Source organism: Streptomyces sp. NBC_01433 (assembly GCF_026340105.1).
Lineage (GTDB): Bacteria > Actinomycetota > Actinomycetes > Streptomycetales > Streptomycetaceae > Streptomyces.
Genome location: NZ_JAPEPM010000008.1, coordinates 50,386 through 72,670, shown reverse-complemented (window position 1 = coordinate 72,670; position 22,285 = coordinate 50,386). Strand labels below are relative to the sequence as shown.

The window sequence follows — 22,285 nt, the reverse complement described above, 5'->3', positions numbered from 1 at the left end:
TCGACTTCTGTGAGAGCGATCCTGCGGGTGGATACGGCGGTGGATAGGGATATCCACCCCTGGATACGGGCGTAGTCGGCCGTTTCCGGCCCGGCCGCACTCGCGGCCGGGCCGGACGTGCTCCTGGCGGCCGCCGGGGCTACCGGCGGGCGCTGCGGAGGTTCGCCGTGCCGCCGAGGGCGGTCACCGCGCCGCCGATGGCGCCGACGGCGGTCGCGGCCTCCGCGTTGTGCGTCAGCGCCAGCACGACCACCGCGACGATGGAGACGAGCGGCGTGAGGGTGGTCACCCACACGAGCAGGTGGGGGTGGCGCGGGAGGTCGTTTGGGGTACGGTCGATGGCTGTCACGTGGTTCCGGTCTCCTCACAGTGAGCGGGCACCCGACGACATCAGGCGAGTGGGAGATCCCAGCGGAGCCAGGCCGGCAAGCATCGGCTCCGCGAGGTGGTCTCCCTTCGTCGTTTCGAAGGGCGTTTGGTGCCCAACCACGTTACTGGGGGCGGTGTGATGCTCTGTCCCAGCGTCGCGGCGCACACCGCCGTTTCCGCGTCCGCCCGCCTAGCGCTTCCCCGTCCGCCTAACACGCGCGCGACGGAGACGGGTTGATCCGGCTTCAGAGGAAAGGGCAGGTCAGGGCCCATTCTGGGGATATCCCGCCCCCACCGACGCACTGTGACGCAGGTCACTAAATTTCTCTGGCACGGGTGGCCCGCCAACTACGTATCACGGGCTGCGAGTTGAAAGGCATGGCACACCGCCGGGCAGACCGTCAGCGGCGCTGCGCGTGCCGCGCGGCCTGGCGGTCGACGGCGGGGTCTCCGGCGGTGAACGGCCGGACGCTCAGGAGTCCGGTGCCGGTGCCGGGGTCGGGCCCTCCGGGCGGGAGCAGGCCGACGTTCTGGCCGACGCCGTCGGCCCACCGCCCGTCCGGGCCGGGGCGGCCCTGCAGCTGGCGTACGACCGGCTCGGTGCCCAGGTACACGACCCGGCGGCGTGCCTGTCCGTACGCCCGCAGGATTCGCCGGAGCGCGCTCGGGGTCTTCGCGGTGAGCTCCACCTCGATGGCGCCGATGCCGTCACCGGGCAGCACCAGGACCAGGTCCGGCCAGTGGACCGCGCGGGCGCCGGCGGGCACGGCGAGCAGGGGCCCGCTCCGGGCTCCGATGGGCACATTGGGCACGCCGTGGTCCGCCAGGAGCTCCGCCGCCTGGCCGGGGGTGGCTTCGGCGGTGCGCACTTCCCGTTCGGTGAGCACGATGTGGCCCCGGGCTTCCTGGCGGAGCCCGACGTCGGCGAGGGCCAGGCGGTGCAGCAGCCGTTCGCCCGGCGGGTGCGGAGCATCCAGGCCCACCCCGGCGATCCGGGCGCCGCGCTCGGTGGTCCACACGACGGTGCCCGCCCACCGCACCTCTGCGGAGCGGTTCAGCAGCCCGGCCTCGGTCATCAGCCGGACGCGGGCGCGAGCGGTCTCCTCCCGGCCGTTCCAGAACGCCGTGGCCGCCTGGTGCAGGGTCAGCGTCCCGTACCGCGTCGCGGCCGCCAGGAGCCGTTCGTCCGCCTCGGTGCGCACCCAGCCGTCCCCGCGGGCCTCGCCCGTTCCTCTGCTCCGCCGCCGGCGCTCCGCCCGCACCCTGTACGCACTCGCCGACTCCTTCGTCTCCACCCTGATCTCTCCCTGTAGTTGGCGCGCGGGACCTCCGTTTCCGGTGCCGCGAAACGCACCCTGACCTGCGAAGCGGACACCTTGGCCGACAGGAGTCGTCCACCACCTGGCGGTGGACGTGGCGGGCGACGTCGCGGTGGACCTGGTCGCGGCCGCACACAGGGGAGTGCCCCCGGACCGGGAGGGTCCGAGGGCACTCGAAGGGGTGTCAGCGGGACGCTGACGGTGGGCGGTTCAGCGTCCGAGGGAAGGACCGGAGCGGTCCTGGGTCGGCGGCTGGTACCGGTACTGCTCCTGCGCCCGCCGGTTGTTCTCGCGGGCCCGTTCGGCGGCCTGCTGCTTGGCCTGCTTGATGTACGCGGCGCGGTGCTGTGCCTCGGCGGCGTGCTGGGTGGGGGCCTGGGTCGCCATGCGCGAGCGCAGCGACTTCTCCTCCTGCAGCTTGCCCGCCGTGGCGGCGTGCTTCTGGGCACTGCCACGCTGCTCCGTGGCCTGCCGCTCGGCGGTGTCGGCCTTCCTCTCGACTCCCCGGTCGGTGATCCGCTCGATCTCCGGGAGCCGTTCGCGCATCGCGGCGAGCCGGGTCTGCAGCTCGCCGATGTCGCGCGGACCCTCCCGGCGGGAGCCCTGTTCCTCGAACATGCCGATCGTCTCCGGGCTGCGGATCGCGGCCCACGCCTGGCGTACGGCGTCGTCGGCGGCCCGCCCGGCCCGGAGGGTCTCGCGGTACGCCGCGCTCTCCTTCTGCGCGTACTCGGTGGCGAGCTCCAGCGTCTCCTTGCGGCTGGTGCCGGCCAGCCGCAGCGCGAGGCGGGACTTGGCCTTGGCCTCCTCGACCTTCCGGTTGACCTCCTGCGCGTGCCGCATCGCCTCGTGGGCCTGCTGCTGGTTGGCGCGCTCGGTCGCGGCGAGGGCGGCGAGCTCGTCGGCACGGTCCAGCACCGTGCCGACCTCGCGGGCCCGCTCCTGGCCGGGGGTGACGGGCGCGGCCAGGGCCTCGCGCCGGGCCTCTGCCTGCCGGGTGAGATCGGCGGCCAGGCGCTCGGCGCGGTTGCCCTCGGCGGTGTGCTGAGCGATCAGCGAGATGAGGCGCTGACCGGACAGGTGGCCGTACTTGCGGTCGTCCCACGGCTCGAACTCCGGCTCCGGCCGCTGTTCCTGCTGCGGCTCGGGGCGGGAGGCGAACCCGGCGGCGAGCAGCTGCTCCAGGCGGACCTTCTGCTCTCCGGTGATCTGCGGGACGTCGCCGTCCTGCAGACGTTCCCGCGCGGCGTCCAGATGGGCCTGACGGTCCGCTGCCCGCTCGGCGGCCGCGTCGGGCTCCGCCGGGCCGGGGACGGCCTGTGCGGCGCTCTCAGCGGGCTCCGGGTGCTCCTGGACCACCTCGGCGCGCTCGCGCTCACCGTGGCGGTCCACGGTGTCCTCGACGGCCCGCTCGTGCTCGGGCTGCACCTGGTGCGGGATGGGCGCGACGGGCCGGGCCTCGGGTGCCGGCGCGAGCTCGTCGGAGACCATCCGGTCGTCGGTGTCGTTCTCCAGGGAGTCGGCGTACGCGGCGACCGTCCGCTCCAGGCGCTCCTGTTCGCTGCGCGCCTCGCCGAGACGCAGACGGGTCTCCTCGCTCTCGACGACGTCGGCGGGCAGCCACAGGTGGGTGGCGATCCGGTCGCGTGAGATCGCCGGGTACAGGTCGTTCGCGGACGCGCCCACCCCGTAGGCCAGGGTGTAGTCGCAGGTGAGTCCCTGCGCGGCCGCGATGGTCATCGCGTAGCCGTGCTGCAGGGTGCCGTCGGCGATCTGGTCGGCGGTGATCCAGGCTCGCTCGATGGCGTATCCGCCGTCGTCGGCGGGGCGGCGCCATTCGACGGCGACCCCGCCCTTGGCGGCGTAGGTGACCTGTCCCCGGTAGCCGTTGAGGACGTCGACGTCACCGCCGCGGCGGGTGCGGTAGTCGTTGCGCTTGATCCGGATGACGTCGCCGGCGGCGAGCTCCAGGCGCTCGCCGTTGGTCAGCGCGTAGGTGTGGCCGCCGGACAGTTCGCCGTCCTTCTTGCGCAGCTCGCGGGCGCCGAGGTTGAGGACCTCGACGTCGGCGTTACGCGCGGCGAGGACGACCATGTCCTCGATCTGGTCGTGGACGTCGCCCTCCAGGCGGCCGACGAGGTCCTTCCACGCGCCGAGCATCTCGGCGTACGCGTCGTCGGGCGTCGCCACAGCGTGGACGCGTCCGTGCTCGGCGAGCATCGACAGCGCGGTGCGCCGCCCGCCGTCCAGCCACGCCTCCAGCGCGGCCCGCTCCACCGCGTCCGTCTGGCGGCGGTTCTCCGACAGCTCCAGGCCGTCGACGATCTCGTGGGCGCGCTTGAAGCCGCCGCCGACGCCGATCGCCTTCAGCTGTGCCCAGTCGCCGATCATGACGACCTTCACGCCGTGCTCGGCGGCCGCCGTGAGGAGCGCGGCGACGTCACGGTCGTCCATCATCGCGGCCTCTTCGAGGACCAGGACGTCGGTGTTCGCCATGCGGCGGCCGCCGTCGCGGATGTCCATCAGCCAGGTGGCCACCGTGGCGCTCGCGATGCCGGATTCGGCCTGCAGCTTGGACGCGGCGACCGCCGCGGTGGCGGCTCCCGAGACGCGAAGGCCGGCGGCCTCCCAGCCCATCCGCGCCGCCGTCATGCTGGTGGTCTTGCCGGTGCCCGCCTTGCCGCGCTGCACGTCGACGCCGTGCCCGGCGGTGAGGAACCGCATGGTCATGGCGCGCTGTTCGGCGGACATGACGAACGGGCGCTTCGGGTCGGTGGTGCGCTGCGCCTCGAAGGCGGCGATGGCGAGTTCGCCGGCGCGGACCGTGAGCTGGGCGGCGCCCTCGTTCAGTCGGTCGGCGGCCGTCTCGGCAATGGTCTGCTCGGCGGCCAGGATCGTCGCGTGGGTGTAGCGCTGGGGGTTGGTCAGGTGCGCCATGCCCTTGGTCGGCAGGGCGACCGCCTCGCCGTCGACGGCGAGCACCGCGTCGGTCAGGGCCTCGGCGGCCGCGATGTCGGGTACGCCGAACGGGCAGGCGTCGATCACGTGGGCCAGGACGTCGGCCCGGGTGACCGACTTCCTCGACTCGGTCAGGCCGCCCTCGCGTCGCCAGATGAACGCGGCGATCTCCTCGGGGGAGGGCATGATCGGGCCCCCGTCGGGGCCTGCGACGGACGGGCCGTCTGGGCCTTCGGGGCCGGGGATCGCGCGCCGGATCATCGCGTCGACGTCTGCGCCGACACCCTCGGCGCGGGCCCGCCAGGCGGCCCGCACGTCGGCCTTGGTGATCGTGTCGTCCTTGCCCTCGGCGAGCTGCCGGGCGATCAGCTTCTGCTCGCCGGTCGTCGCCTCCTCGGCGGCCGCCGCGACGATCTGGGTGTTGCGGCGGGAGAACGCGCGGCGCACGTCCTCGTCGATGCCGACGACCTCCCACGCGCCGGTCTCGGCGTGCCGCTCCCACCTCATGCCGAACCGCTCGCCGGTCACCTGCCGCAGGCGGGCCTTCACCATCGCGTCGGCGGCGTGCGCGTGGCGCATGATGTCGCGGCCGCCGGCCCCGACGGTGCGCCACTTGCCGTCTTCGGCGTGCGCCATGTTCGCCAGGTTGCCGTGGACGTGCAGGTGCGGGTCTCCGACCTCGCCGCCGACCGGGCGGGCGGAGTAGTGCACGGTCATCCAGCCGAGGAACCCGGAGGTGTCGACGCGCTCGGCGGTCTTGCCGTTGCCGTGCTCGCCCGCCATCGCGTACGCGGCCCAGCCCTCCAGCGCGCCGAACGTCTCGCGGGCCACCTCGAGGAACGCGCCGCGCAGCTCCTCGGACTTCTCCTCACCCGCGAGCGCCACGGCGGCGCTGTAGGTCTTCGACAGATCCAGCGTCACGTCGTAGCCGCGGTTCCCGACGCGGATCCGGGCGTCGGCGTACTCGCGGGCCTCCGTCACACCTCCGCGTCCGTACAGCTCGGTGAGGTCGACGCCGGTCGCCTCGGCGAGGTTCTCCGCCGCACGGAAGGGGACGCGGTGGCGGTCACCCTCGCGGTGCACGCCGCGCTGCAGACGGGCGAGGCGCTTCACCAGTTTCTCGTCGTCGCCGAGCAGCTGCTCGACACTCACGCCGCGCTCGGCGGCCGCCGCCTCGATCGCCTCGGCGAGCGGCCGCGCCTGCACCTTGCCGCGCGGGTCGACGGCCACCTTCGGCGTCACGAGCAGCTCGCCGGTCAGCGGGTGCCGACCGTCCATCAGCAGACGCGCCTGGTCCTTGTCGACGGGCATCCCGGCGACCAGGCCGACGTCGTCGAGGCCGCCGCCGATCCACTCCAGATCACGCGCTTCGCCGAGGCGGTAGTCGACCTGCGCGTCGCTCTCCTCGATCTCCTGCCCGTCCTGCTCCTGGTGCTCCAGGTCGCATCCGCACTGCCCCGTCAGCCGGTACTCCACCTGCTGCATGTCCGGGCCCAATGTGGTCACCCACGCCATCGCTACTCACCCCCTTCCGCGCCGATGATCTTGAAGTCCTTTGACGTATGGCGCAGCCATACCTTGGTACTTCTATTTTTGATCTTGTGGCCCATGAGGGTACCTCCGGATTGGCGGTTGACCAAAGAGGTCATTGGGGGGCGGGGTATTGCACTGCTGACCTGCGCTGAAAGCGCGGTACAGCGGTGCGGGGAATCGGTCCGGTCAAGGCGAAGCCGGACACCTGGAATGCGGTCGTCAGACCGTGGTCCAGGGGGTGTGTGATAGAGGGCCGAGGCCGCCGTGCGGCACGCGGAAGGCGTGCCGCACGGCGTAGGCCGGCGGGTGCTCAAGAGGTCGGCTCCCACAGCGGGCGGGCGAGGCCGTTGCCCCCGCAGTGGAGGCAGTCCTCTTCCGCCGACAGCTGTGCGCGGTAGTGGTTCTCGACCAGGGCCAGGACCACGAACACCAGTTGCTCGGTGACCTCCGTCGAAAGCGGCACGGTCAGCGGCGGCTCGTCGTCCTCGGGGGGATGGGTGACGTCGATGTGGGTCGCGCCCTGGCCGACGGCCACCGTCACGGTGGCCGGTCCCGGAGTCGCCCACGCGCCGTCGACCTCGTCGGCCGGCGGCTCGGCACGGTCCAGGCGGAGCACCCAGCTCGCCTCGGGGGCGTCCTCCCCGGAGTGGCTGTAGACGAGCTGGTCCAGCGCCGTGTGCAGTGCGGCGATGGTCGGGTCGAACTGGTCGTAGAAGGCGTTCCCTCCCTCCAGCGTCGCCTGCACGGCGGCGGTGGTCCGCCCGACCGGGCCGTAGACGATGTTGTGCGGGTCTGACATATCAGGGGTCCTTCCGAGGGTCTGAGGGGCTGCGTGATCACGCAGCCTTACCCGGCCTACGCCATCTCGGGCGGCCGTGGGGCGCCCAACTTCGGCCCCTCCCGCCTGGCGGGCAACGATCTTGATTCCGGCTCCGTCTGGCGGGCGTGGTGCCCGGCGGCGGCCCGGATTCCCGGCCGGGCGCGTGGTGCCCGGAACGCAAAAAGGCCCCTGCTCCGCGACCGGGAGATCCGGTGCGGAGCAGGGGCCTTGGAGTGCGGCGGGCGGGTCGGCTATCCGACCCAGACGATGTCGATGACGCGAAGGTGACCGAGCGACCTGTTCACGAAGTACACGACGGTCAGCGGGCCGATCGAGGCCCTGCGCAGGTCCTCGCCCTCGGGGTCGGTGCGGTCCCACTGCGGCCAGGACCACGGCGAGCGCGACGCGATGTCGAGCACGTCGCGCACCATCTCCTGGACGGCGGGATCGAGGGCGGCGAGGTAGGTGGAGGCGGGCGGCGCGAGCCGGGCGGGCCAGGCATCGCTCACCGGCGGGCCGCCCCGATGACGTCCTCCAGGGCGACCGTGTCGTCGGTGTCCTCGCACCCCGACGCGACGAACGCGGCGACGGCCGGGGAGGTCGACAGGCGCCCCTGCCACTCGCGTACGACCTCGTGCAGCGCCGTGAGGTCGAAGGTCTGGCGCGACTCCTCCAGCGCGTTCGACCACTCCCGCTCGAACGCGGGAAGCCACCGCGCGGCCGCGTCGTGCTCGGTGATCTGCCTGCGCAGGTGCGCGGCCGCGCCCGGGGCCGGCGGGGCCTGGTGGTGATGTACGGGCTGAGCGCTCATGCCGGATTCCTTCCTTCGTGCTGTCGAGTCTGGCGGGCGCGGCCGGGGCCAGTCGAGTCCCCGGCCGGGTGTCAGCTCCGGTACGGGCCGGGCACCTCGTACCCGTTCGCGTCCAGCCAGTCGAGAACGGCTTGCCGCTCCGCCTTGGCCTGGTCGTACTGCTCCCGGGTCGCCTTGCCGTCGATGGCGTCGGAGGCGATCCGGGTGGACCGGTCGGTGAACCACGCGGCCACTTCCCAGCCCTGCTTCATCGCGCCGACCGCCGGCGGGAGCTCCTGCCGTTCGGCGAAGGCCGCGGCCGCCTGCTCCGCCTCGGCGAGCGCGGCGTTGGCCTTCTCCGCCTCGGCGCGGGCCTGCGCGGTCTGCTCGGCGAAGTACGTGCCGATGGCCGCCGCGGCGTCGATGCCGTTCGTGTCGGTCACGGCGGTCACCGGTTCCGGCGGAACGGGTCGGCGATGTCGCCGCGCAGTACGCCGTGCACGAGCTGGGCGACCTCGCGGGTGCCGTCGGTGGTGTCCGGGGCGTAGATCGTGTGGACCGTCGTACGGGCGGCGTTGACCATCAGGTGCCACCCGCTGTCGGAGTAGAGCGCGACGGTCAGGCCGCCGTTCATGCCCCAGGTCGGGCCGCCGGGCAGCGGGGCGACGCCCGTGCCCATCCGGATCTGGGTGGGCGCGACCTCCAGGCCCTCGGCGGTCAGCGCGGTGTTCAGCTCGCGCACGAGCTGGCTCAGTTCGGTGGAGGTCCGCTCGGTCTTCGGCCGGCTGTACTTCCGGGAGATCGCCTCGGCGGCGGAAAGGGCGAGCCAGCCGTCCTCGTCGGCGGCCTTGCGGTCCAGGCCGTGCTGCTCGGCGGTGGCGAGGTAGGCGTCCAGGAGCGTCGCGGCCTCGGTGACGAGACTGTCGGCGTACAGCCCGGCGTGGCCGTCGTAGATCCGGCGAATCCGGGTGGGCGAGTCGGTGGGCGGGGTCATCGTGGTTCCCTTCATGGTGAAGCCGGGGGCCGATATCAGCGGCCCCCGGCTTCACTGTGTCGTGCGGCTGGAACAGTGCGCGGGCGAACAGCTCAGATGCCTTCGCCCGGGGGGATCGGGACGTGCCAGGCCGCGTACTCCTGGCGGACGTAGGCGCGCGGTCCGCCCGCCCCGTCGGCCTCGATCGAGTCGGCGGCGAACTCGCCGCGGCCGGTGTGGTGGACGACGTCGAACGTCATCAGGATGTGCGCCTCGCGGATCGCCCGGCTCTGCGCCGTGGTGTCGTGCGGGGTCGCCAGGGCGAGCCGGTCGGTGAGCGCCGCCCGCTTGAGCAGTAACGTCCGCTCGTCCGCGATGTCCTCGGTGCCGGTGCGGGCGGCCTGCAGGAGCGCGGTGGACAGCGCCAGGACGTCGGCGAGCTCGTCGTCCAGGGGCAGCGCCCCGGTGTACGCCTCGTCGGGGCCGGGCCCGTCGAACGGGACGGCGACCGGGGCCGGGTAGCCGAAGCGGATCGGGGCGCCGCGCTCGGCGAGCAGCACGTTGAGCGCCTGGACGTGCTTGTCGGCCTCGCGCTTCCACGACCGCTCGCGCAGCGTGTATCCGTCGGCGCCGACCGGCTCGGTCTTCGGGGTGAGGATCGCGCGGGCGCTCACCGGTTCACCTCCGTCAAGGCGGCGGTGAGGATCTCGGCGTGGTCGAACGCGAGCTGCGCCGGGAGGCCGGTGGCGGGCCACCAGCGGACGGTACGGGCGTCGTCCCCGGCCACGATGGGGGTGCCGGCGGGAACGACGGCGAGGTAGGCGTCCGTGCTGTACCTGCCGCGCGGGTCGCGGCCCGGCTGGTCCCAGGTGCCGACCATGCGCAGCTGGTCGGGGTCGACGCGGACCCCGGTCTCCTCCAGGAGTTCGCGGGCGGCCGCCAGGCGGCTGGTCTCCCCCTCGTCCTGGTGGCCACCCGGGAGGGCCCACTGGCCCTCGTACGGCTCCCAGTCGCGCTCGATCAGCAGCACGTGCCCGTCCGGCGTCATGATCACAACGTCGGCGGTGTAGCGGGTCTCCTCGGGCATCAGCTCTCCTCGAAACGGTCGCGGGCGCACAGGCTGCAGAGGGTCATCTGCTCGTGGTCCTCGTCGGGGTCCAGGGCCTTGCTGAACGGGTCGTCCATCACCTCGACGTCGGGCTTCTGCTGACCGCACACCTGACAGACCAGGGAGCGGCTCAGCGTCGCCACGGCGCGGTCGATGCGCTGCCCGGCGTAGTCCTGGATGTACGCCGCCGCCTCGTCCAGCTCGTCGACGGTGTCCGCCGAGGTGCTGAGCGCGGTGACGATGTCGCCGAGCGGTCCGAGGACGCCCGCCGCCTGGTCCTCGTCGCGGTGCAGCAGGCGCAGGATCTCGACGCGGACGGCGGGGCCGGCGGTGTCCTTGGCCTCGGCGAGCAGCTGCTCAAGTCCGAGGCGGACGACGGCGGCCGCGGCCCGCACCTTGACGATCTGCCGGTCCGCCGACAGCCGGTTCTCCTGGCGCGCGGCGACGATGTCCAGGGCGGCGGCCACCGTGTCGGCGAGCGTGTCCCGTACGGGGACGCCGTGCCGCTTCGCGACGTAGACGAGGTAGCGGTTGCGCTCGGGGTTGGGGCAGTCGGCCGGTGCGCCGAGGACGGCCTTGCCGCTCTGGACGTCCAACCCGAACTCCACGTTGGTGGTGAAGCCGGGGAGCGTCACCAGGTCGCGGGGGATCCAGAACAGGATCGCGTCGGCGGCGGCGCGGGCCTCGGTCTCCCAGCCGACCTGGTCGTCGTAGTGCTTGGCGCGGACGCCGCCGCGCGACTCCGGGGTGAGGACGGTCAGCGGCTGCTCGCCGGTCCAGCGGGCGGCGAGCTCCTCGATGGCGGCGGGCCGCCAGGAGGGGACGTCGCCGCCGGCGCGCGGGGTCGGTCCGGCGATGAAGACGCTCGGGCCGGAGGTGGGGATCGGCTCGCGGGCGTAGACGACGGTGGGCGCGTGGCGGCTCATGCGTCGAACACCCCCGCCTCCTGCTGGGCGCGGACGTACTGGGCGACCGAGCGGGCGGTGCCGCCCTCCAGGGCCTCGCGGACGTAGTCGGTGACCATCATGCTGCCCGCGTCCTCGACCCGGTCGGCCAGCACGCTGAGCTTGGTGAGGGCGGCATCCCGCTCGGCGACCAGCCGGTCCCAGTCGGTCTGGCCGGTCCAGGGGAGCGCGAGCCCGTCGCCCTCGACCCGGGGCACCACGTGGACGTGCAGGTGGAACTGGGTCTGCGTGGCGACCGACCCCTTCGAGGTGATGATGTTCGCGTCCTCGTGCTCCGCCATCAGCTCGGCGGCGCGGGCCATGGTCCGGGCGGTCACCTCCGGGTCGGCCCCGGCGTCCGCGACGTGCGTGCGGGGGATGACCAGGACGTGCCCCTCGGTGCAGCCGCCGCGCGGCAGGATCGCCACGGTGTCGTCCCACTCGCGGACGACCGTCGCCGGGAGCTCACCCGCCACGATCGCGCAGAAGGTGCAGTCGGCGCTCATCGGCGGCCGCCCTTGCGGAGCGTGATCCAGGTGGTGACCAGCGCGGCGGCGACGCCGATCGCGCGGTGCGCCGCCTGGTCCAACTCCATCAGCGCCGTGCCGGGACCGGACACGTCCTGCACCGGCTCGGGGTACTCGGTGCCCTCGCCGCCGGTCTTGCGTACGACGGTGGCGTGCTTGATGTAGCCGCCCTTGCCGGTCTTCTCGGCGAGCCAGAGCAGCGGGTCGCACCGGTCGATGATGCCGTGGGTGATCGCGTTGATCGCGGCGCCGGTCAGGAGCGCGGCCGCGGGGACGCGGTAGCCCAGGGTGCGGGTGACGGCGAGGGTGGAGGCGAGTTGCACGGCGCTGTAACTGGCGACGTGTCGGCTCACCGAGCGGCGGCCGTACGCGCTGGCGGTGCAGGTCTTGCCGTCCTTGCCGTGCCGCCACGGGTCCGCCTCGACCGGGGAGCCGTCGGCGCGGTAGACGAGGTGGTCGCCGTGCATCCCCTTGGTCGACGCGTCGTGGCTGTTCTGCACGAACTGGTCGCACAGCGGGTGGATCTCCCCGAAGACCGAGGTCAGGGTGGCGACTAAGGCCAGGCCCTCGATGGCGCGGAAGCGGTCGGACATACGAACTCCTTGATCGGAGAGTGTGGGGGCCGGGTGACCCCCACACATCAATAATGCATCCTCGAAGGATGCATTTCTAGGGGGTTGGCATCTTTGGAGGATGCTTTTTCTTCGGGTGCAGATCAGACCGGGTGCGCGGCGGAGCCGACGACCCGGGCGCCCTGTGCGGGCGCCCGGGTCGGGCTTCTACGCGGCGAGCCGGAAGCGGTTGGCGAGCGCGGCCGGGAGGCGGCGGGCGGCCGCGAGGGCGGGGACCAGGAGGCGGCGGCCGCCCCGGGTGCGTCCCTTGATCCGGTACATCGCGCTGTCGGCGGCCTTGAGCGCGGCCGCGAGGGTCGGGGTGTCCAGCTCGGCGAGCCGGGCCGCGCCGATGGAGGCGCCGACGCGCAGCTGCTCTCCGCCGTGGGCCACGGGCTGACGCAGGAGCTCCGCCAGGTCGGCGAGCCGGTCCGGGAGGCGGGTGTCCTCGGCGAGGACCGCCACAAACTCGTCTCCGCCGAGCCGTCCGGCGACGTCGTTCTTGCCGCACCAGGCGGCGAGCCGTTCGCCGGCGGCCGCGAGGACGGCGTCGCCCGCGTCGTGGCCGTGGCGGTCATTGACGGCCTTGAAGCCGTTGAGGTCGGCAAGCAGGACGGTCGCGCCGCGGTGCCGGCGGATGACGCGGTTCGCGGCGCGGCTCCAGCCGTCCCGGGTGAGAAGCCCGGTCAACGGGTCGCGGCGGACGCGGTGCAGACGCCGGTAGAGGCGGTGCGCGTGCAGCGCCCACCCTCCCGCCAGGAGCGGGATCAGGAGCTGTAAGGCGAGCTCCGATTGCGTCATCATGAGGGTCTCCGTCTCGTCTCGTACGGGATGGATGGGCCCGGGGCGGCCGGTCTGCTTGGCCGTAGGACGGCCGCCCCGGGGCGAACTCAGAACTCGTACGTCTCGTGCCACACGACGCTTATGGCGTCGGGCTTGGCGGTCGCGCCCCGGCGGTGCCGGATGGCGTCGGCGCTGGCGACGTCCGCGCGGGCCTGGCGCTTGGCCAGGAGCTGCAGCGGATACCGCTCGGCGCTGTAGGTGAATACCTGGACGCCGTCTCGCTGGTCTGCGGTGACGGTGGGGATCCTGATCTCCCAGTGCGCCATGGCGTCCACCTCCTCTGTCTGATCTCGTCGGGGTACCGGGCTGTCCGGTCCCCCGCACCGCCCGGCCCGTCGCGGCGCCGGTCGGCACGGGGGAGGGACAGATCAGCCGCCGCGCGTGACCAGCTCGATGTCGGCGTCGGTGCAGCCGCTGAGCTTCGCCTCGTCGATCGCCGCGTCCAGCTCGGTGTCGAGCTGCTCCTTGAGCAGGCCAACCGCCCTGTCGGGAAACGCGTAACGCTTCACGAGGTGATCGGGGGAGAGGACCCGGCGGGCCTCCTGGACCTTCGCCTCGACGGCTTCGAGGCGGTACTGGCGCACGACCTCCGCCAGGGCCTCCCACAGGACGTCGTCGCGGCCCCACTCGGGGTCGATGAGCGTGAACTGCCAGGCTGCGGCGACCTTGTCGAAGGCGCGGCGGCCGATGATCTCCGGCTGCCAGACGGTGCGCAGATCGCGGACCGGCAGGAAGCCGCCGAAGTGGGTACGGGCGCGGCCCAGGGAGCGGGTGACGGGCACGCCCTCGGCGTGGCGGCGGGGCGTCATGTCGTGCTGGACGACGGTGAGGCCGGCCACCTCGGCGGCGGCCACCAGGCGGTCGCGCAGCTCGGGGTCGTCGACCAGGCCGGAGACGGCGGCGCGCTGCTCCCACCAGTGGTGGTCGTAGCCGTACCCGGCGAATCCGGGCTGGGAGGAGTCGGTGACGAAGCCGAGCCGGTTGACGGCGACCAGCACCGGGATGAGGTGCTGGGTCTCCTCGTCGGGCCCGTAGTTGGGCTGGTAGCCGGGCTGGCTGGCGAGGTCGCCGATCAGCCAGGACGCCACCAGGTGACCGAGCTCCTGGAGGTTCTCGGCGGAGCGCCAGCGCCGCTTGTCCGCGCGGCTCATCCAGGGCAGTTTCATCGGTTGGCCCCCACGATCATGTTGCCGTGCCCGTTGTTCATGTGGTCGACGCACGCCGGGCAGTCCTCGCGCGGCTTGAGGTGCTTGTGCTGCGCGCGGCTGTCGTACGCGTGCAGCCAGCACTGGGTGCACTCGCCCTTCGGCGGGTTCAGGGCCTGCTTGCTCGCCATCGGATATCTCCTGTTCGGCGGGGTGACGTGCGGGTTCAGGCGGGGATCTGGGAGGCGAGGCGCTCGGCGTCGCGGGCCTCGCGCTCGCGGCGGTCCATGACGCGCTCGTAGGCGCGGACCTTGCGGCGGGGCAGGGGCTCGATCTCGAACCCGTAGCGCAGGTAGGCGAGGTGTTCCTCGCGGGCGTCGTCGCCGGAGAGCTGGTAGGCGTGCACCAGCTCGTGCGTGAGCGTCTCGTTGACGTCGGCGACGGTGCGGGCCTTGCCGAGGTTGAGAGCCAGGACGATTCCGCCGGCGGACAGCTCGGTGGCGCCGTACTTGCCGCGCAGGCCCCGGCGCTCCCAGCGCAGTTGCTGGGCGACCTCGCGGAGCTCGGCGCCGGGCAGCAGGGCGAGTTTGGACTCGTGGATGAAGTCGGCCAGCGCGTCGGTGCGGCTGGAGACGAGGACCTGGACACCGGGCAGCGGGCCGAAATGGGAGCTGATGATCCCAGCGGCGTGGGCGGCCGCCCGCTCGGCGTGCCGGGCGAGGCTGCGGTGGCCGAAGGAGACGTTCTGGCTGGTGACGCTGATCATCTCGATCTCCCCGGCTCAGGCGGTGCGGCGGTCGGCGTCGTCGTGGACGACGGAGAGCTTGGGGAGCTGGCCGGTGGCCCGGAGCATCGCCATCGGGTCGACCGCGCCGTTCTCGTCCAGCGCGCTGCGGTGGGCGCGGGCTTCCTCCAGGGCGGCCATCAGCGTGGACTGCTCGCGGGCGGCGTCCACCAGGGCGCTGGCCTCGATCTTCGCGATGGACAGATCGGCGTTGCGCTCCAGGTTCCGGGCCTGCAGGTCGTTGAGGTGGGCCCGCTGGACGCGGTGGTCGGTGCGGTGGGAACGGCCGATCATCACGCAGGAGGTGATCAGGGCGACTGCCCAGATGATCAGGGCCGGGGCGATGGGGTCGGAGTACACGCCGACCGACAGCGCGCCGAACGTCATCGCGCCGGAGGCGAAGACGGCCTGCGCGGTCGGGTCGTCCAGGCGGACGGCGAACAGACCGGACGCGCCGCCGAAGGCGAGCATCAGGGCCGCGGCTCCGGTGCTGTGCTCGGCGCCCTGCTCGTTCCAGATCCTCGCCAGGGTCAGCAGGGTGCCGGCGGAGACGGCGGTGGTGACGTACGCGGCGTGCTCGCGCAGGAAGGTGGCGGGCGTCTTCGGGGCCGGCATCTCGCCGGGAGCCGGGGGGTACTGCGGCATCGGGCCCTCCTCGGGGCGTCTCCCGGCGGGCGCCGCCCCGGCCCGGGAGGGCCAGGGGCGGGGCGGCGGCCGGGGATCAGTCGGCGGCAGGTTCCTCGGCGGACCGGTAGCGCTTGGTCTGCCGGAGGATCTGGTTGCGCTTGACGTCCAGGGCGTCGGCGATGTCCTGCTGAGCGCCGTGGTACCGGCCCTGCAGGCGGTCGATCTCCTGCCAGAACTCGGTCTCCACTCGCTCGCGTTCGGTCTCGCGGCGCTGGCTGGCCTTCGCGACCAGGTCCCGCAGTTCGGTGCGGGCCTCGTCGTCGGGGCGTGGGGTCATGGCTGGCTCCAGGAGGGATTCGAGGGACGATGTGTCTGCCCCCTGCTCCTGTTGGAGCGGGTTGGGAGGCCCGGGGCGGCCGGTGAGTTTGGCGACCTGGCGGCCGCCCCGGGGCGGAACTACCAGACGCGGCCGTTGTGGGTGGACGTCTTCAGGTCCAGGTGACCGGCGCCGCGCACGTGGATGTTGCCGTTGTGCGTGCGGGCGGCGAGCTTGCCGGAGGACGCCGGGGTGGCGCTGATGTTCACGTCGCCGTTGTGCGTCCGGGCGGAGCCGCGGCGGCCGTTGTAGGCCCCGACGGTGATGGAGCCGTTGTGCGTGGACGCCTCCAGCTCCTCCTCGACCCGGTCGACCAGGACCGAGCCGTTGTGGGTCTCGGCCTCCAGGACCTTCACGCCCCCGGCCTGCAGCGAGCCGTTGCGGGCGTCGAAGCGGATCGCCTCCAGGTCGCCGCGCACGGTCGTCTCGGCGTTCTTCGTGCTCACCGCGAGCGAGGACCCGGCCGGGAGGACCACGTCGACCGTGATCGTGCCGGTCCCGCCGCCGACCTTGGCGCCCTGCTCGGCGACGACCTGGCCGTTGGCCACGACGCGCTGGCCGCCGATCCAGATGTCGCCGTCGCTGATGGTCACGCCGGTCATGGTGCCGGTGTTCACCACGCCGCCACCGAAGGAGAAGGTGGAGCCGCCGACCTGGACGACGTTGGTGCCGCCGATGCCGCCGGCCATGTCGTCGGGGACGGAGACGGTGAGCTTGCCGCCGTGCTCGGTGACCTTCGTGTCGTTGACCGCGTCGGCGATCGGACCGTCCTCGGCGGCGGTGTGCACGGTGACCGTGGCGTTCACGGCCGCCGGGTTGACGTGCACGTTGATCCGGCCGTTGGAGACCGACAGGTCCAGTTCGACCGGGCCGGTGGCGGTGGCGGTGTGCATCTTCTGCGTGCTCAAGGTGAGCTCCCTGGTAGGAGAGTGCGGGGGCCGGGCGGCCCCCGCACAACCAATAATGCATCCTTGAAGGATGCGTTTCAAGCGTTCGGCATCTTTCGAGGATGCTTTTTTTGTTGGTGCAGGTCAGGCGGCGTACGCGAGCGGAACCTGCGGGACGGGCACGGTGGCGTGGGTGGCGGCGGCGAGCTCGGCGACCGCGCCGTGCAGCGACTCGACGACGTCGACCAGGCGCTCGGCGAGCTCGTCGTGCCCGTTGCTGCGGGCGGCGGTGACCAGCGCGTCGGCGTACAGCGCGAGGTCGGCGGTCTTGGCGCGGGCGTCGACCAGGCCGGGCTGGAAGGAGAGCAGCTGCTCCAGGTGCGCGGCGCGCTGCAGGTGGACCGGGAGCCGGGCGTCGCGCACCCGGCCGTACTGCTCGTCCAGGAGCTGGACGACCTCGTCGGTGGTGTCGTACGCGGCCCGCTTGCCCTGCAGACGGGCGAGGAAGTCGGAGACGGACACGGTGTACTCCTTCGTCGGGCGAAGGGCGGCCGGTCGGGGGTGACCGGGCGTCCCCGCCAGGTCCCGGAACGGTGAGAGGCGCTCCGGGGCCGGCGGGATCGGCCGGGCTACGGCGTCGCGCTGCGGCTGACGCTCGGCGAAGGCGTGGGGCGCGGCTTCGGATGATCCGCCGCTCCGTCCTGCCCCTGGAGATACGCGACCAGGAGGATCGCGCCGATGATGACGGCGGTCGTCTTCCAGCGCGGGCCGGGCGGATCAGGCTCGACTATCACGTACTTGACGCCCACGGAATGGGGCCCCTTCCGTTGCATTGCACGAGGTGGGAGCGGGATTCCTCCCCTGTCAGCGATCCGCTGACAGAGGATTCGGGTAGCGGAACAAGTTGCCTGGCGGCGGTCTGATCACCCAGCCGAACCGCGACTTATTGCGCTTCGCTTTCCCGCTAGCGGAATTGAGAGCCAACTAGAAACGTATTTCGCTGAGCATGTTGGCGGCGTTCTCCAGTCCGCCGTACACCGACGGCCCCATGGACGTGGCGGCCAGGTAGAGGGCGGCGATGTTGCAGACGGCGGCGTGCCAGAACTTCAGGCCGCCCTTCCAGATCAGCCCGATCTCGGCGAGCACGAAGACCACGACGGCGGAGACGGTCAGCACGGTCAGTCCTCCTTCTTCCTTCTGCTGGTGGAGCGGGTGACCTGGACCTGGTCGCCGCTGGTGGTCGTGGTGACGACGCTGTTGTTCTCGCCGTGGATACGGACCTCGCCGGGGCCGGCGCCCTGTCCGGCCTGGCGGACGGCGTCGCGGACGGCGCGCTCGGCCCTGGCGGCGACCTTGCGGGGGACGCGGCCGCCGGAGGTGACCGGCTGGCCGTCGACGGTGACCTGGCCGCCGCCCTTGCCGTCGGCGCGGACGTTGACCTGGCGGTTGTTGTCGCCGACGACCAGGAGGCCGGTGTTGACGATGCCGTCGTTGCGGTAGACGCGGGTGCCGGGCGCGGGGCGGGTCGCCTCGTCGACGGCCCTGCGGGTCGCCCGGGGCGACGACTTCGGGGCGGGCCGCCGGGCGCCGGTGGTGCTTCCGGCGTTGGCGCGGACCGGGCCGGTGACCTTCTCGCCCCGGCCGACGACGACGCCGCGGTTCTCGGTGCGGCCGGCGGACCGCATCCGCGGGGGAGGCGTACGGGCGGCGGCCGGGGCGGGCTTCGGCTCGTCGGCCTCTTCGTCGTCGGCGGCGGGCGACTGCGGGCCGCTGGTGTGGTTGGGGTCCTCGGCGAGGACCTTCGCCGTCCAGGCCGGGTCGGTCTCCTCGCCCGCGAGGAACGCCAGGCGCTGCTGGAGGTCGTATCCGAGGACCTCCAGCACCTGGAACTTCCGTCCGCAGGTGCAGGTGATGTCCGCCATCTCATCGAGCCGGGAGGAGTCCGTCTCGAAGATCAGGCCCTTCTGGTTCTCGCAGAACGGGCAGGTGACGTACTCGCCGAGGAACGGTCCGAGGACGTCGGCGGTACGCCACTTGCCCTCGACCTGCAGCCAGTACGGCTGTATCGCGCCGAACGGGTTGTCGGGGCTCCAGTCCTCCATGTCAGCGCCCCGCGCGGCGGGCGGCGGACTTCGTGCAGCGGATCGATCCGGCCCATGTGCCGTCGGCGTTGTGCTTGGGCAGTACGCCGGTGCCCTTGCAGGCCGCGCACCCCTTGTGACCGGCGGCGGTGGCGTCGGCGGCCTTCTTCGCGGCCCGGCGGTTGAGCCGGTCGTCCTCGCCCTTCGCCCACGCCTTGGTGACGCCGGACTTCAGCAGGCGGCCGCCGCCCCTGGCCGCCCGCCAGGTGAGCGTGGTGACGACCAGGAGCACGGCGAGGGAGGCGGTGAACGGGTGCTTCCTCGCGTACTTCACGCGCTGGCTGAACTTCTTGGCCCGGGTGGTGCCGGCCTTCGCCGCCGAGGTGCGGACCGGCTTCTTCGCCGTCTTCTTCCTCGGCGCCGCCTTCTTGGCCGGGGTCTTCTTCACGGCCGGGGCGGCGGGCGTCTTCCTGGCGGCGGTCGTCTTCCTGGCCGCCGCCTTCCGGGGCGTCCTGGCCGGTGCCGCCGGGGCGGAGTTGGCGAGCAGCTGCTCGGCGTCGAAGCCGGGCTGCTGCTGGCGGGCGGCGATCGCCTCGGCGAGCGCGGTCGGCTCGGTCGGAGCCGGATCCGGCTTGGGGGCGGTGGTCTTCCTGGCCGCCGCCTTCCGGGGCGTCCTGGCGGCCGGGACCGCCTTCGTCGCGGCGGTCTTGGGTGCCGCCGCCTTCTTGACCGCCGTCTTCCTCGCGGCCGGGGCGGTACGGGCTCGGGCGGTGCTCACGTCGCCCATCAGGGCCTCCTTCAAGATCACGGGGAGTCGCGGGAGCATTCCGGGCCTTTCGGGCCTCTCGGACGCTCTACAACCGCTCTACATGGACGTTCGCGCAGGTCAGCGGCCTCTACGGCGATCTCTCCCGGCTCTCTCGCCTGCTCTACGTAGAGCAGGCCAGGGGGTGAGAGCAGGGTGTAGAGCGGCACGTAGAGGCCGCTGACCTGCGGTTCTACATCGGAGATCAGGAGCTCTCGTCCTCGGAGACGGCTTCCGCCGCGTCCTGGGCCTCCTTGATCAGCTCGGCGATCTCCTCGCCCTTCACGCCGGTGCGCGGGCCCTGGTCGCCGACGCGGACGGAGCCGGAGACCTTGGCGCCGGCGGCCTTGAGCTCCTTGGACAGGCGGGCCTGGTCCCAGTCGCCGTAGACGTCCGGCCACTCCGCCGACAGCCAGGCGGCGAGGGTGTCCAGGTGGCCCCGGCCCTGCCCCTGCTTGTTGGTCGCGCCGACCGCGTCGATGCCGTCCAGCGTGTCCATCAGCAGATCGAGCTGGGGGTCGGCCAGGGCCTGCGCCTCCTCCTCGACCTCGGGCGCCGGGACGTCGGCGACCTTGGGGAGCTCCGGGGCCTTGACCCCGGCCGCGGCGAGCGTGCGGCGGTCCAGCTGGGGGAGGCCGACCTCGGCGCGGGCAACGCCGCGGGCGTAGGCGACCTTCGGGTCCAGCGGGTAGCTGCGGTAGATCAGCGGCTCTCGCGAACCGCCGCCCATGATGTAGCAGCAGCCGACGTCGGACTTGTTCGGGTCCTCGCCCTCCACCAGCGGGTGCAGCCGGTCCGGGCGCCAGCCCTGGCCGCCCGCGCCGGCCCCGAAGACCAGCTCGATGTCCTTGTGTCGGCTCGGCAGCATGATGCGAACCGCAACCGCCGTGGCGACGGCCTCGCCGATTGCGTCGGCGGTGCCGTACAGCGAGCCGATGATGACGGTGACGCGGGATTTCCGGCCGACACCGAAAATCTCGATGACCAGTTCCTTCGCATACGCGGAAAGGGACTTGTACTCATCGAGCATCACGATGAGGCCGGGCTCCTTGGCGGAGGGCCGCCAGTTGTCGCCGTGCCCCCAGGCCAGAACGTTCGTCGCGCGGGCCCGTGCGATTTTCAGCGCGTCTTCCAGCAGCGCCTCGATTGCCTTTTCGCTGCGGGCCTTTCGAGCGACCGCCGGACCCAGGGCGTCCAGGCCGGGGCCGACCGGGTCGACGTCCCACAGCTGCGCGTCGTAGCAGTCCGAGATCCGGCTGCCGATCGCACGGAGCAGCATCGACTTGCCCGAACCGGGACCGCCGACGACCAGGACGTGAGAGCCGAGAGCGGGCAGCAGGAACGGCTGGGCGTCCATGCGGCGGGCGATCAGCAGCGGCTCGGTGATGGTCAGCGAGCCGGGCTTCACCTTCTCCAGCTCGCCCATTCCGGCGAACGGGTTCTTCATCACCAGGCGCAGGGTGGAGTCCGAGCGGACCTCCTTGTGCGGCTGGACCAGGAGGCGGTCGACGCCGAGACCGAGGGGGGTCTCCATCGCACCGGCCTTGGAGACGATCTCGGCGGGCGTGCCCGACTTCTGCCGGACGGTGATCTCCCAGCCCCACTTGTGGCGGTGCGGCCTGACGACCGCGCCGACCGCGATGCCGTTGGCGGTCAGGGTGCGGCGGATGCAGTCGACGGCCTCGGCGCGCGAGCGGGCATCGCTGATCGGGAACGGGTCGTCGTCCGAGACATCCGCCTCGTACGCCTCGCCCTCGACCGGAGTGACCCGGGTGCGCACGCGCTCGGCGACCGCGCCGATGCCGACCAGGGTGGTCACCACCGCGAGCGCCGGCCCCCAGACGAAGGGCCGCATCCAGTCCGGGCTGAAGTACCAGATCGCGCCGAACTCGATCGCGGTGACGACCGCAGCCGCCAGGGCCAGGCCCGACGCCTTGAGCGTGCGGCGGGTGCGCTCCTTGTACATGGCCTTGGTGGTCGACATGATCAGCGCGGCGTTCTTCTGCTTGGCCGCCCACGCCTGCTGGACCAGCAGCTTGTGTTCCCGGGAGTAGATCCACTGTGCGGTGTGGCCGACCCCGCGCCCGTAGAACTTCGCGGCCCGCTTGACCTCGCGCCCGGCGTACTTCGGCGAGTGGGTCACCGCGTGGAAGACGCCGTGCTTGGCGTCGTTGCCGAGGTCACGCACCGACTGGGTGAACGCCGACTTCGAGCGGAAGGTGGCCGGGATCTGCGGCAGCTCGCGCAGCCGCTCACGGAAGTTCGGCTCGTAGTCCTCCGCCGCCGGGGCCAGCGGCTCGGCGTCCTCGTCGTCCTCGTCGACCAGGACCTCGTCGTCCTCCTCGTCGTCGTCCAGGAGCTCGTCGGCCTCCTGGTCGAAGACGACGTCCGCCTTGGCGAAGTCGACGGGCGGGATGGTCGCGGCCGCCTCGGGTTCGGCCGCCGTGCGGTACTCGGCGAGGGTGACGACCTTGCCGTCGTCGTCGCCCGCGGCCGGGGCGGGCACCGGGGCCGGCGGGTTGGCCTCCAGTCGCTCCAGGAACTCGGGCAGGTCCCAGGTCTTCACCAGGACCTCGCGGGCCTTGGACCCGTCGGAGGGGCCGACGACGTTCAGCTGGAACAGCGCCTCCATCAGCGCGGTCGCCTCGGCGAACCCGACGCGCAGCTTGCGCTGCAGCATCGAGGTGGAGCCGAACTGGGTGGAGACGACCAGCTCGACCGCCTCCGTCACCTTGTTGCGGTCCTGGCCGGTCGTGACCGGGCGCTCGTCAATCTCAGTCATGCT

General features: G+C 72.5%; 26 protein-coding genes and 1 pseudogene. All 27 read right to left on the bottom strand.

What is annotated here, in order from left to right; all coding sequences use genetic code 11:
* Positions 1 to 139: 139 nt before the first annotated feature.
* Positions 140 to 349, bottom strand: coding sequence for a hypothetical protein (locus OG413_RS45960; protein ID WP_266815897.1), 210 nt, complete (start codon positions 347 to 349; stop codon positions 140 to 142).
* Between the two features lie 421 nt (positions 350 to 770).
* Positions 771 to 1,664, bottom strand: coding sequence for a hypothetical protein (locus tag OG413_RS45955; RefSeq protein WP_266815896.1), 894 nt, complete (start codon positions 1,662 to 1,664; stop codon positions 771 to 773).
* 234 nt (positions 1,665 to 1,898) lie between these two features.
* Positions 1,899 to 6,161 carry a MobF family relaxase gene (gene mobF, locus OG413_RS45950; RefSeq protein WP_266815895.1) on the bottom strand — a complete coding sequence of 1,421 codons (4,263 nt, stop codon included), beginning with the start codon at positions 6,159 to 6,161 and terminating at the stop codon, positions 1,899 to 1,901.
* Positions 6,162 to 6,489: 328 nt separating this feature from the next.
* Positions 6,490 to 6,978, bottom strand: a complete 489-nt coding sequence (locus tag OG413_RS45945; protein ID WP_266815894.1) for a hypothetical protein — start codon at positions 6,976 to 6,978, stop codon at positions 6,490 to 6,492.
* 272 nt (positions 6,979 to 7,250) lie between these two features.
* Positions 7,251 to 7,508 (bottom strand): hypothetical protein, encoded by a 258-nt coding sequence (locus tag OG413_RS45940; RefSeq protein ID WP_266815893.1) that lies wholly within the window; start codon positions 7,506 to 7,508, stop codon positions 7,251 to 7,253.
* Complete coding sequence (locus OG413_RS45935; protein WP_266815892.1) at positions 7,505 to 7,810, bottom strand: DUF6247 family protein; 306 nt, start codon at positions 7,808 to 7,810, stop codon at positions 7,505 to 7,507. Before OG413_RS45935 ends, OG413_RS45940 begins: the two co-directional genes overlap by 4 nt.
* A gap of 71 nt (positions 7,811 to 7,881) precedes the next feature.
* A complete protein-coding gene (locus OG413_RS45930) occupies positions 7,882 to 8,232 on the bottom strand; it encodes a hypothetical protein (protein ID WP_266815891.1) in 351 nt (116 codons plus the stop codon).
* Positions 8,233 to 8,237: 5 nt separating this feature from the next.
* On the bottom strand, positions 8,238 to 8,783 hold the full coding sequence (locus tag OG413_RS45925) for a hypothetical protein (RefSeq protein ID WP_266815890.1): 546 nt from the start codon (positions 8,781 to 8,783) through the stop codon (positions 8,238 to 8,240).
* A 92-nt stretch (positions 8,784 to 8,875) separates the two neighbouring features.
* Positions 8,876 to 9,436 (bottom strand): hypothetical protein, encoded by a 561-nt coding sequence (locus tag OG413_RS45920; RefSeq protein ID WP_266815889.1) that lies wholly within the window; start codon positions 9,434 to 9,436, stop codon positions 8,876 to 8,878.
* On the bottom strand, positions 9,433 to 9,849 hold the full coding sequence (locus OG413_RS45915; RefSeq protein WP_266815888.1) for an NUDIX hydrolase: 417 nt from the start codon (positions 9,847 to 9,849) through the stop codon (positions 9,433 to 9,435). Before OG413_RS45915 ends, OG413_RS45920 begins: the two co-directional genes overlap by 4 nt.
* Positions 9,849 to 10,796, bottom strand: a complete 948-nt coding sequence (locus OG413_RS45910; protein ID WP_266815887.1) for a nucleoside 2-deoxyribosyltransferase domain-containing protein — start codon at positions 10,794 to 10,796, stop codon at positions 9,849 to 9,851. The genes OG413_RS45915 and OG413_RS45910 overlap by 1 nt, the downstream gene beginning before the upstream one ends.
* Complete coding sequence (locus OG413_RS45905; RefSeq protein ID WP_266815886.1) at positions 10,793 to 11,320, bottom strand: HIT family protein; 528 nt, start codon at positions 11,318 to 11,320, stop codon at positions 10,793 to 10,795. The genes OG413_RS45910 and OG413_RS45905 overlap by 4 nt, the downstream gene beginning before the upstream one ends.
* On the bottom strand, positions 11,317 to 11,934 hold the full coding sequence (locus OG413_RS45900) for a hypothetical protein (protein WP_266815885.1): 618 nt from the start codon (positions 11,932 to 11,934) through the stop codon (positions 11,317 to 11,319). Before OG413_RS45900 ends, OG413_RS45905 begins: the two co-directional genes overlap by 4 nt.
* 186 nt (positions 11,935 to 12,120) lie before the next feature.
* Positions 12,121 to 12,756, bottom strand: coding sequence for a GGDEF domain-containing protein (locus OG413_RS45895; protein WP_323138048.1), 636 nt, complete (start codon positions 12,754 to 12,756; stop codon positions 12,121 to 12,123).
* Between the two features lie 86 nt (positions 12,757 to 12,842).
* Positions 12,843 to 13,061 carry a hypothetical protein gene (locus OG413_RS45890; protein WP_266815884.1) on the bottom strand — a complete coding sequence of 73 codons (219 nt, stop codon included), beginning with the start codon at positions 13,059 to 13,061 and terminating at the stop codon, positions 12,843 to 12,845.
* A 102-nt stretch (positions 13,062 to 13,163) separates the two neighbouring features.
* The gene (locus OG413_RS45885; protein WP_266815883.1) at positions 13,164 to 13,946 is read right to left on the bottom strand and encodes a hypothetical protein; all 783 of its coding nucleotides are present in this window, start codon (positions 13,944 to 13,946) and stop codon (positions 13,164 to 13,166) included.
* 11 nt (positions 13,947 to 13,957) lie between these two features.
* A complete protein-coding gene (locus OG413_RS45880) occupies positions 13,958 to 14,131 on the bottom strand; it encodes a pRL2-8 (protein ID WP_266815882.1) in 174 nt (57 codons plus the stop codon).
* A gap of 35 nt (positions 14,132 to 14,166) precedes the next feature.
* Positions 14,167 to 14,706 carry a hypothetical protein gene (locus OG413_RS45875; RefSeq protein WP_266815881.1) on the bottom strand — a complete coding sequence of 180 codons (540 nt, stop codon included), beginning with the start codon at positions 14,704 to 14,706 and terminating at the stop codon, positions 14,167 to 14,169.
* A 15-nt stretch (positions 14,707 to 14,721) separates the two neighbouring features.
* Positions 14,722 to 15,369 (bottom strand): hypothetical protein, encoded by a 648-nt coding sequence (locus OG413_RS45870; RefSeq protein ID WP_266815880.1) that lies wholly within the window; start codon positions 15,367 to 15,369, stop codon positions 14,722 to 14,724.
* Between the two features lie 76 nt (positions 15,370 to 15,445).
* Positions 15,446 to 15,688, bottom strand: a complete 243-nt coding sequence (locus tag OG413_RS45865; protein ID WP_266815879.1) for a hypothetical protein — start codon at positions 15,686 to 15,688, stop codon at positions 15,446 to 15,448.
* A gap of 119 nt (positions 15,689 to 15,807) precedes the next feature.
* On the bottom strand, positions 15,808 to 16,635 hold the full coding sequence (locus OG413_RS45860; protein ID WP_266815878.1) for a hypothetical protein: 828 nt from the start codon (positions 16,633 to 16,635) through the stop codon (positions 15,808 to 15,810).
* Positions 16,636 to 16,758: 123 nt separating this feature from the next.
* Entirely contained in the window at positions 16,759 to 17,136 is a 378-nt protein-coding gene (locus OG413_RS45855; RefSeq protein ID WP_266815877.1) for a hypothetical protein, read from the bottom strand.
* A gap of 107 nt (positions 17,137 to 17,243) precedes the next feature.
* Entirely contained in the window at positions 17,244 to 17,423 is a 180-nt protein-coding gene (locus OG413_RS45850) for a hypothetical protein (RefSeq protein ID WP_266815876.1), read from the bottom strand.
* Positions 17,424 to 17,598: 175 nt separating this feature from the next.
* The gene (locus OG413_RS45845) at positions 17,599 to 17,790 is read right to left on the bottom strand and encodes a DUF2304 domain-containing protein (RefSeq protein WP_266815875.1); all 192 of its coding nucleotides are present in this window, start codon (positions 17,788 to 17,790) and stop codon (positions 17,599 to 17,601) included.
* Positions 17,791 to 17,792: 2 nt separating this feature from the next.
* Complete coding sequence (locus tag OG413_RS45840) at positions 17,793 to 18,716, bottom strand: hypothetical protein (RefSeq protein ID WP_266815874.1); 924 nt, start codon at positions 18,714 to 18,716, stop codon at positions 17,793 to 17,795.
* 1 nt (position 18,717) lies between these two features.
* Entirely contained in the window at positions 18,718 to 19,482 is a 765-nt protein-coding gene (locus OG413_RS45835) for a hypothetical protein (RefSeq protein WP_266815873.1), read from the bottom strand.
* A gap of 2,566 nt (positions 19,483 to 22,048) precedes the next feature.
* A pseudogene (locus OG413_RS45830) lies at positions 22,049 to 22,249 on the bottom strand (DNA translocase FtsK); the annotation flags it as partial.
* Positions 22,250 to 22,285 lie beyond the last annotated feature (36 nt).

Coding starts and splice junctions, on each gene's coding strand:
- mobF (WP_266815895.1), bottom strand. CDS start 6,161: ATGGCGTGGGTGACCACATTGGGCCCGGACATGCAGCAGGTGGAGTAC.
- OG413_RS45945 (WP_266815894.1), bottom strand. CDS start 6,978: ATGTCAGACCCGCACAACATCGTCTACGGCCCGGTCGGGCGGACCACC.
- OG413_RS45935 (WP_266815892.1), bottom strand. CDS start 7,810: ATGAGCGCTCAGCCCGTACATCACCACCAGGCCCCGCCGGCCCCGGGC.
- OG413_RS45925 (WP_266815890.1), bottom strand. CDS start 8,783: ATGACCCCGCCCACCGACTCGCCCACCCGGATTCGCCGGATCTACGAC.
- OG413_RS45915 (WP_266815888.1), bottom strand. CDS start 9,849: ATGCCCGAGGAGACCCGCTACACCGCCGACGTTGTGATCATGACGCCG.
- OG413_RS45910 (WP_266815887.1), bottom strand. CDS start 10,796: ATGAGCCGCCACGCGCCCACCGTCGTCTACGCCCGCGAGCCGATCCCC.
- OG413_RS45905 (WP_266815886.1), bottom strand. CDS start 11,320: ATGAGCGCCGACTGCACCTTCTGCGCGATCGTGGCGGGTGAGCTCCCG.
- OG413_RS45900 (WP_266815885.1), bottom strand. CDS start 11,934: ATGTCCGACCGCTTCCGCGCCATCGAGGGCCTGGCCTTAGTCGCCACC.
- OG413_RS45895 (WP_323138048.1), bottom strand. CDS start 12,756: ATGATGACGCAATCGGAGCTCGCCTTACAGCTCCTGATCCCGCTCCTG.
- OG413_RS45890 (WP_266815884.1), bottom strand. CDS start 13,061: ATGGCGCACTGGGAGATCAGGATCCCCACCGTCACCGCAGACCAGCGA.
- OG413_RS45885 (WP_266815883.1), bottom strand. CDS start 13,946: ATGAGCCGCGCGGACAAGCGGCGCTGGCGCTCCGCCGAGAACCTCCAG.
- OG413_RS45880 (WP_266815882.1), bottom strand. CDS start 14,131: ATGGCGAGCAAGCAGGCCCTGAACCCGCCGAAGGGCGAGTGCACCCAG.
- OG413_RS45875 (WP_266815881.1), bottom strand. CDS start 14,706: ATGATCAGCGTCACCAGCCAGAACGTCTCCTTCGGCCACCGCAGCCTC.
- OG413_RS45870 (WP_266815880.1), bottom strand. CDS start 15,369: ATGCCGCAGTACCCCCCGGCTCCCGGCGAGATGCCGGCCCCGAAGACG.
- OG413_RS45865 (WP_266815879.1), bottom strand. CDS start 15,688: ATGACCCCACGCCCCGACGACGAGGCCCGCACCGAACTGCGGGACCTG.
- OG413_RS45840 (WP_266815874.1), bottom strand. CDS start 18,716: ATGGAGGACTGGAGCCCCGACAACCCGTTCGGCGCGATACAGCCGTAC.
- OG413_RS45835 (WP_266815873.1), bottom strand. CDS start 19,482: ATGGGCGACGTGAGCACCGCCCGAGCCCGTACCGCCCCGGCCGCGAGG.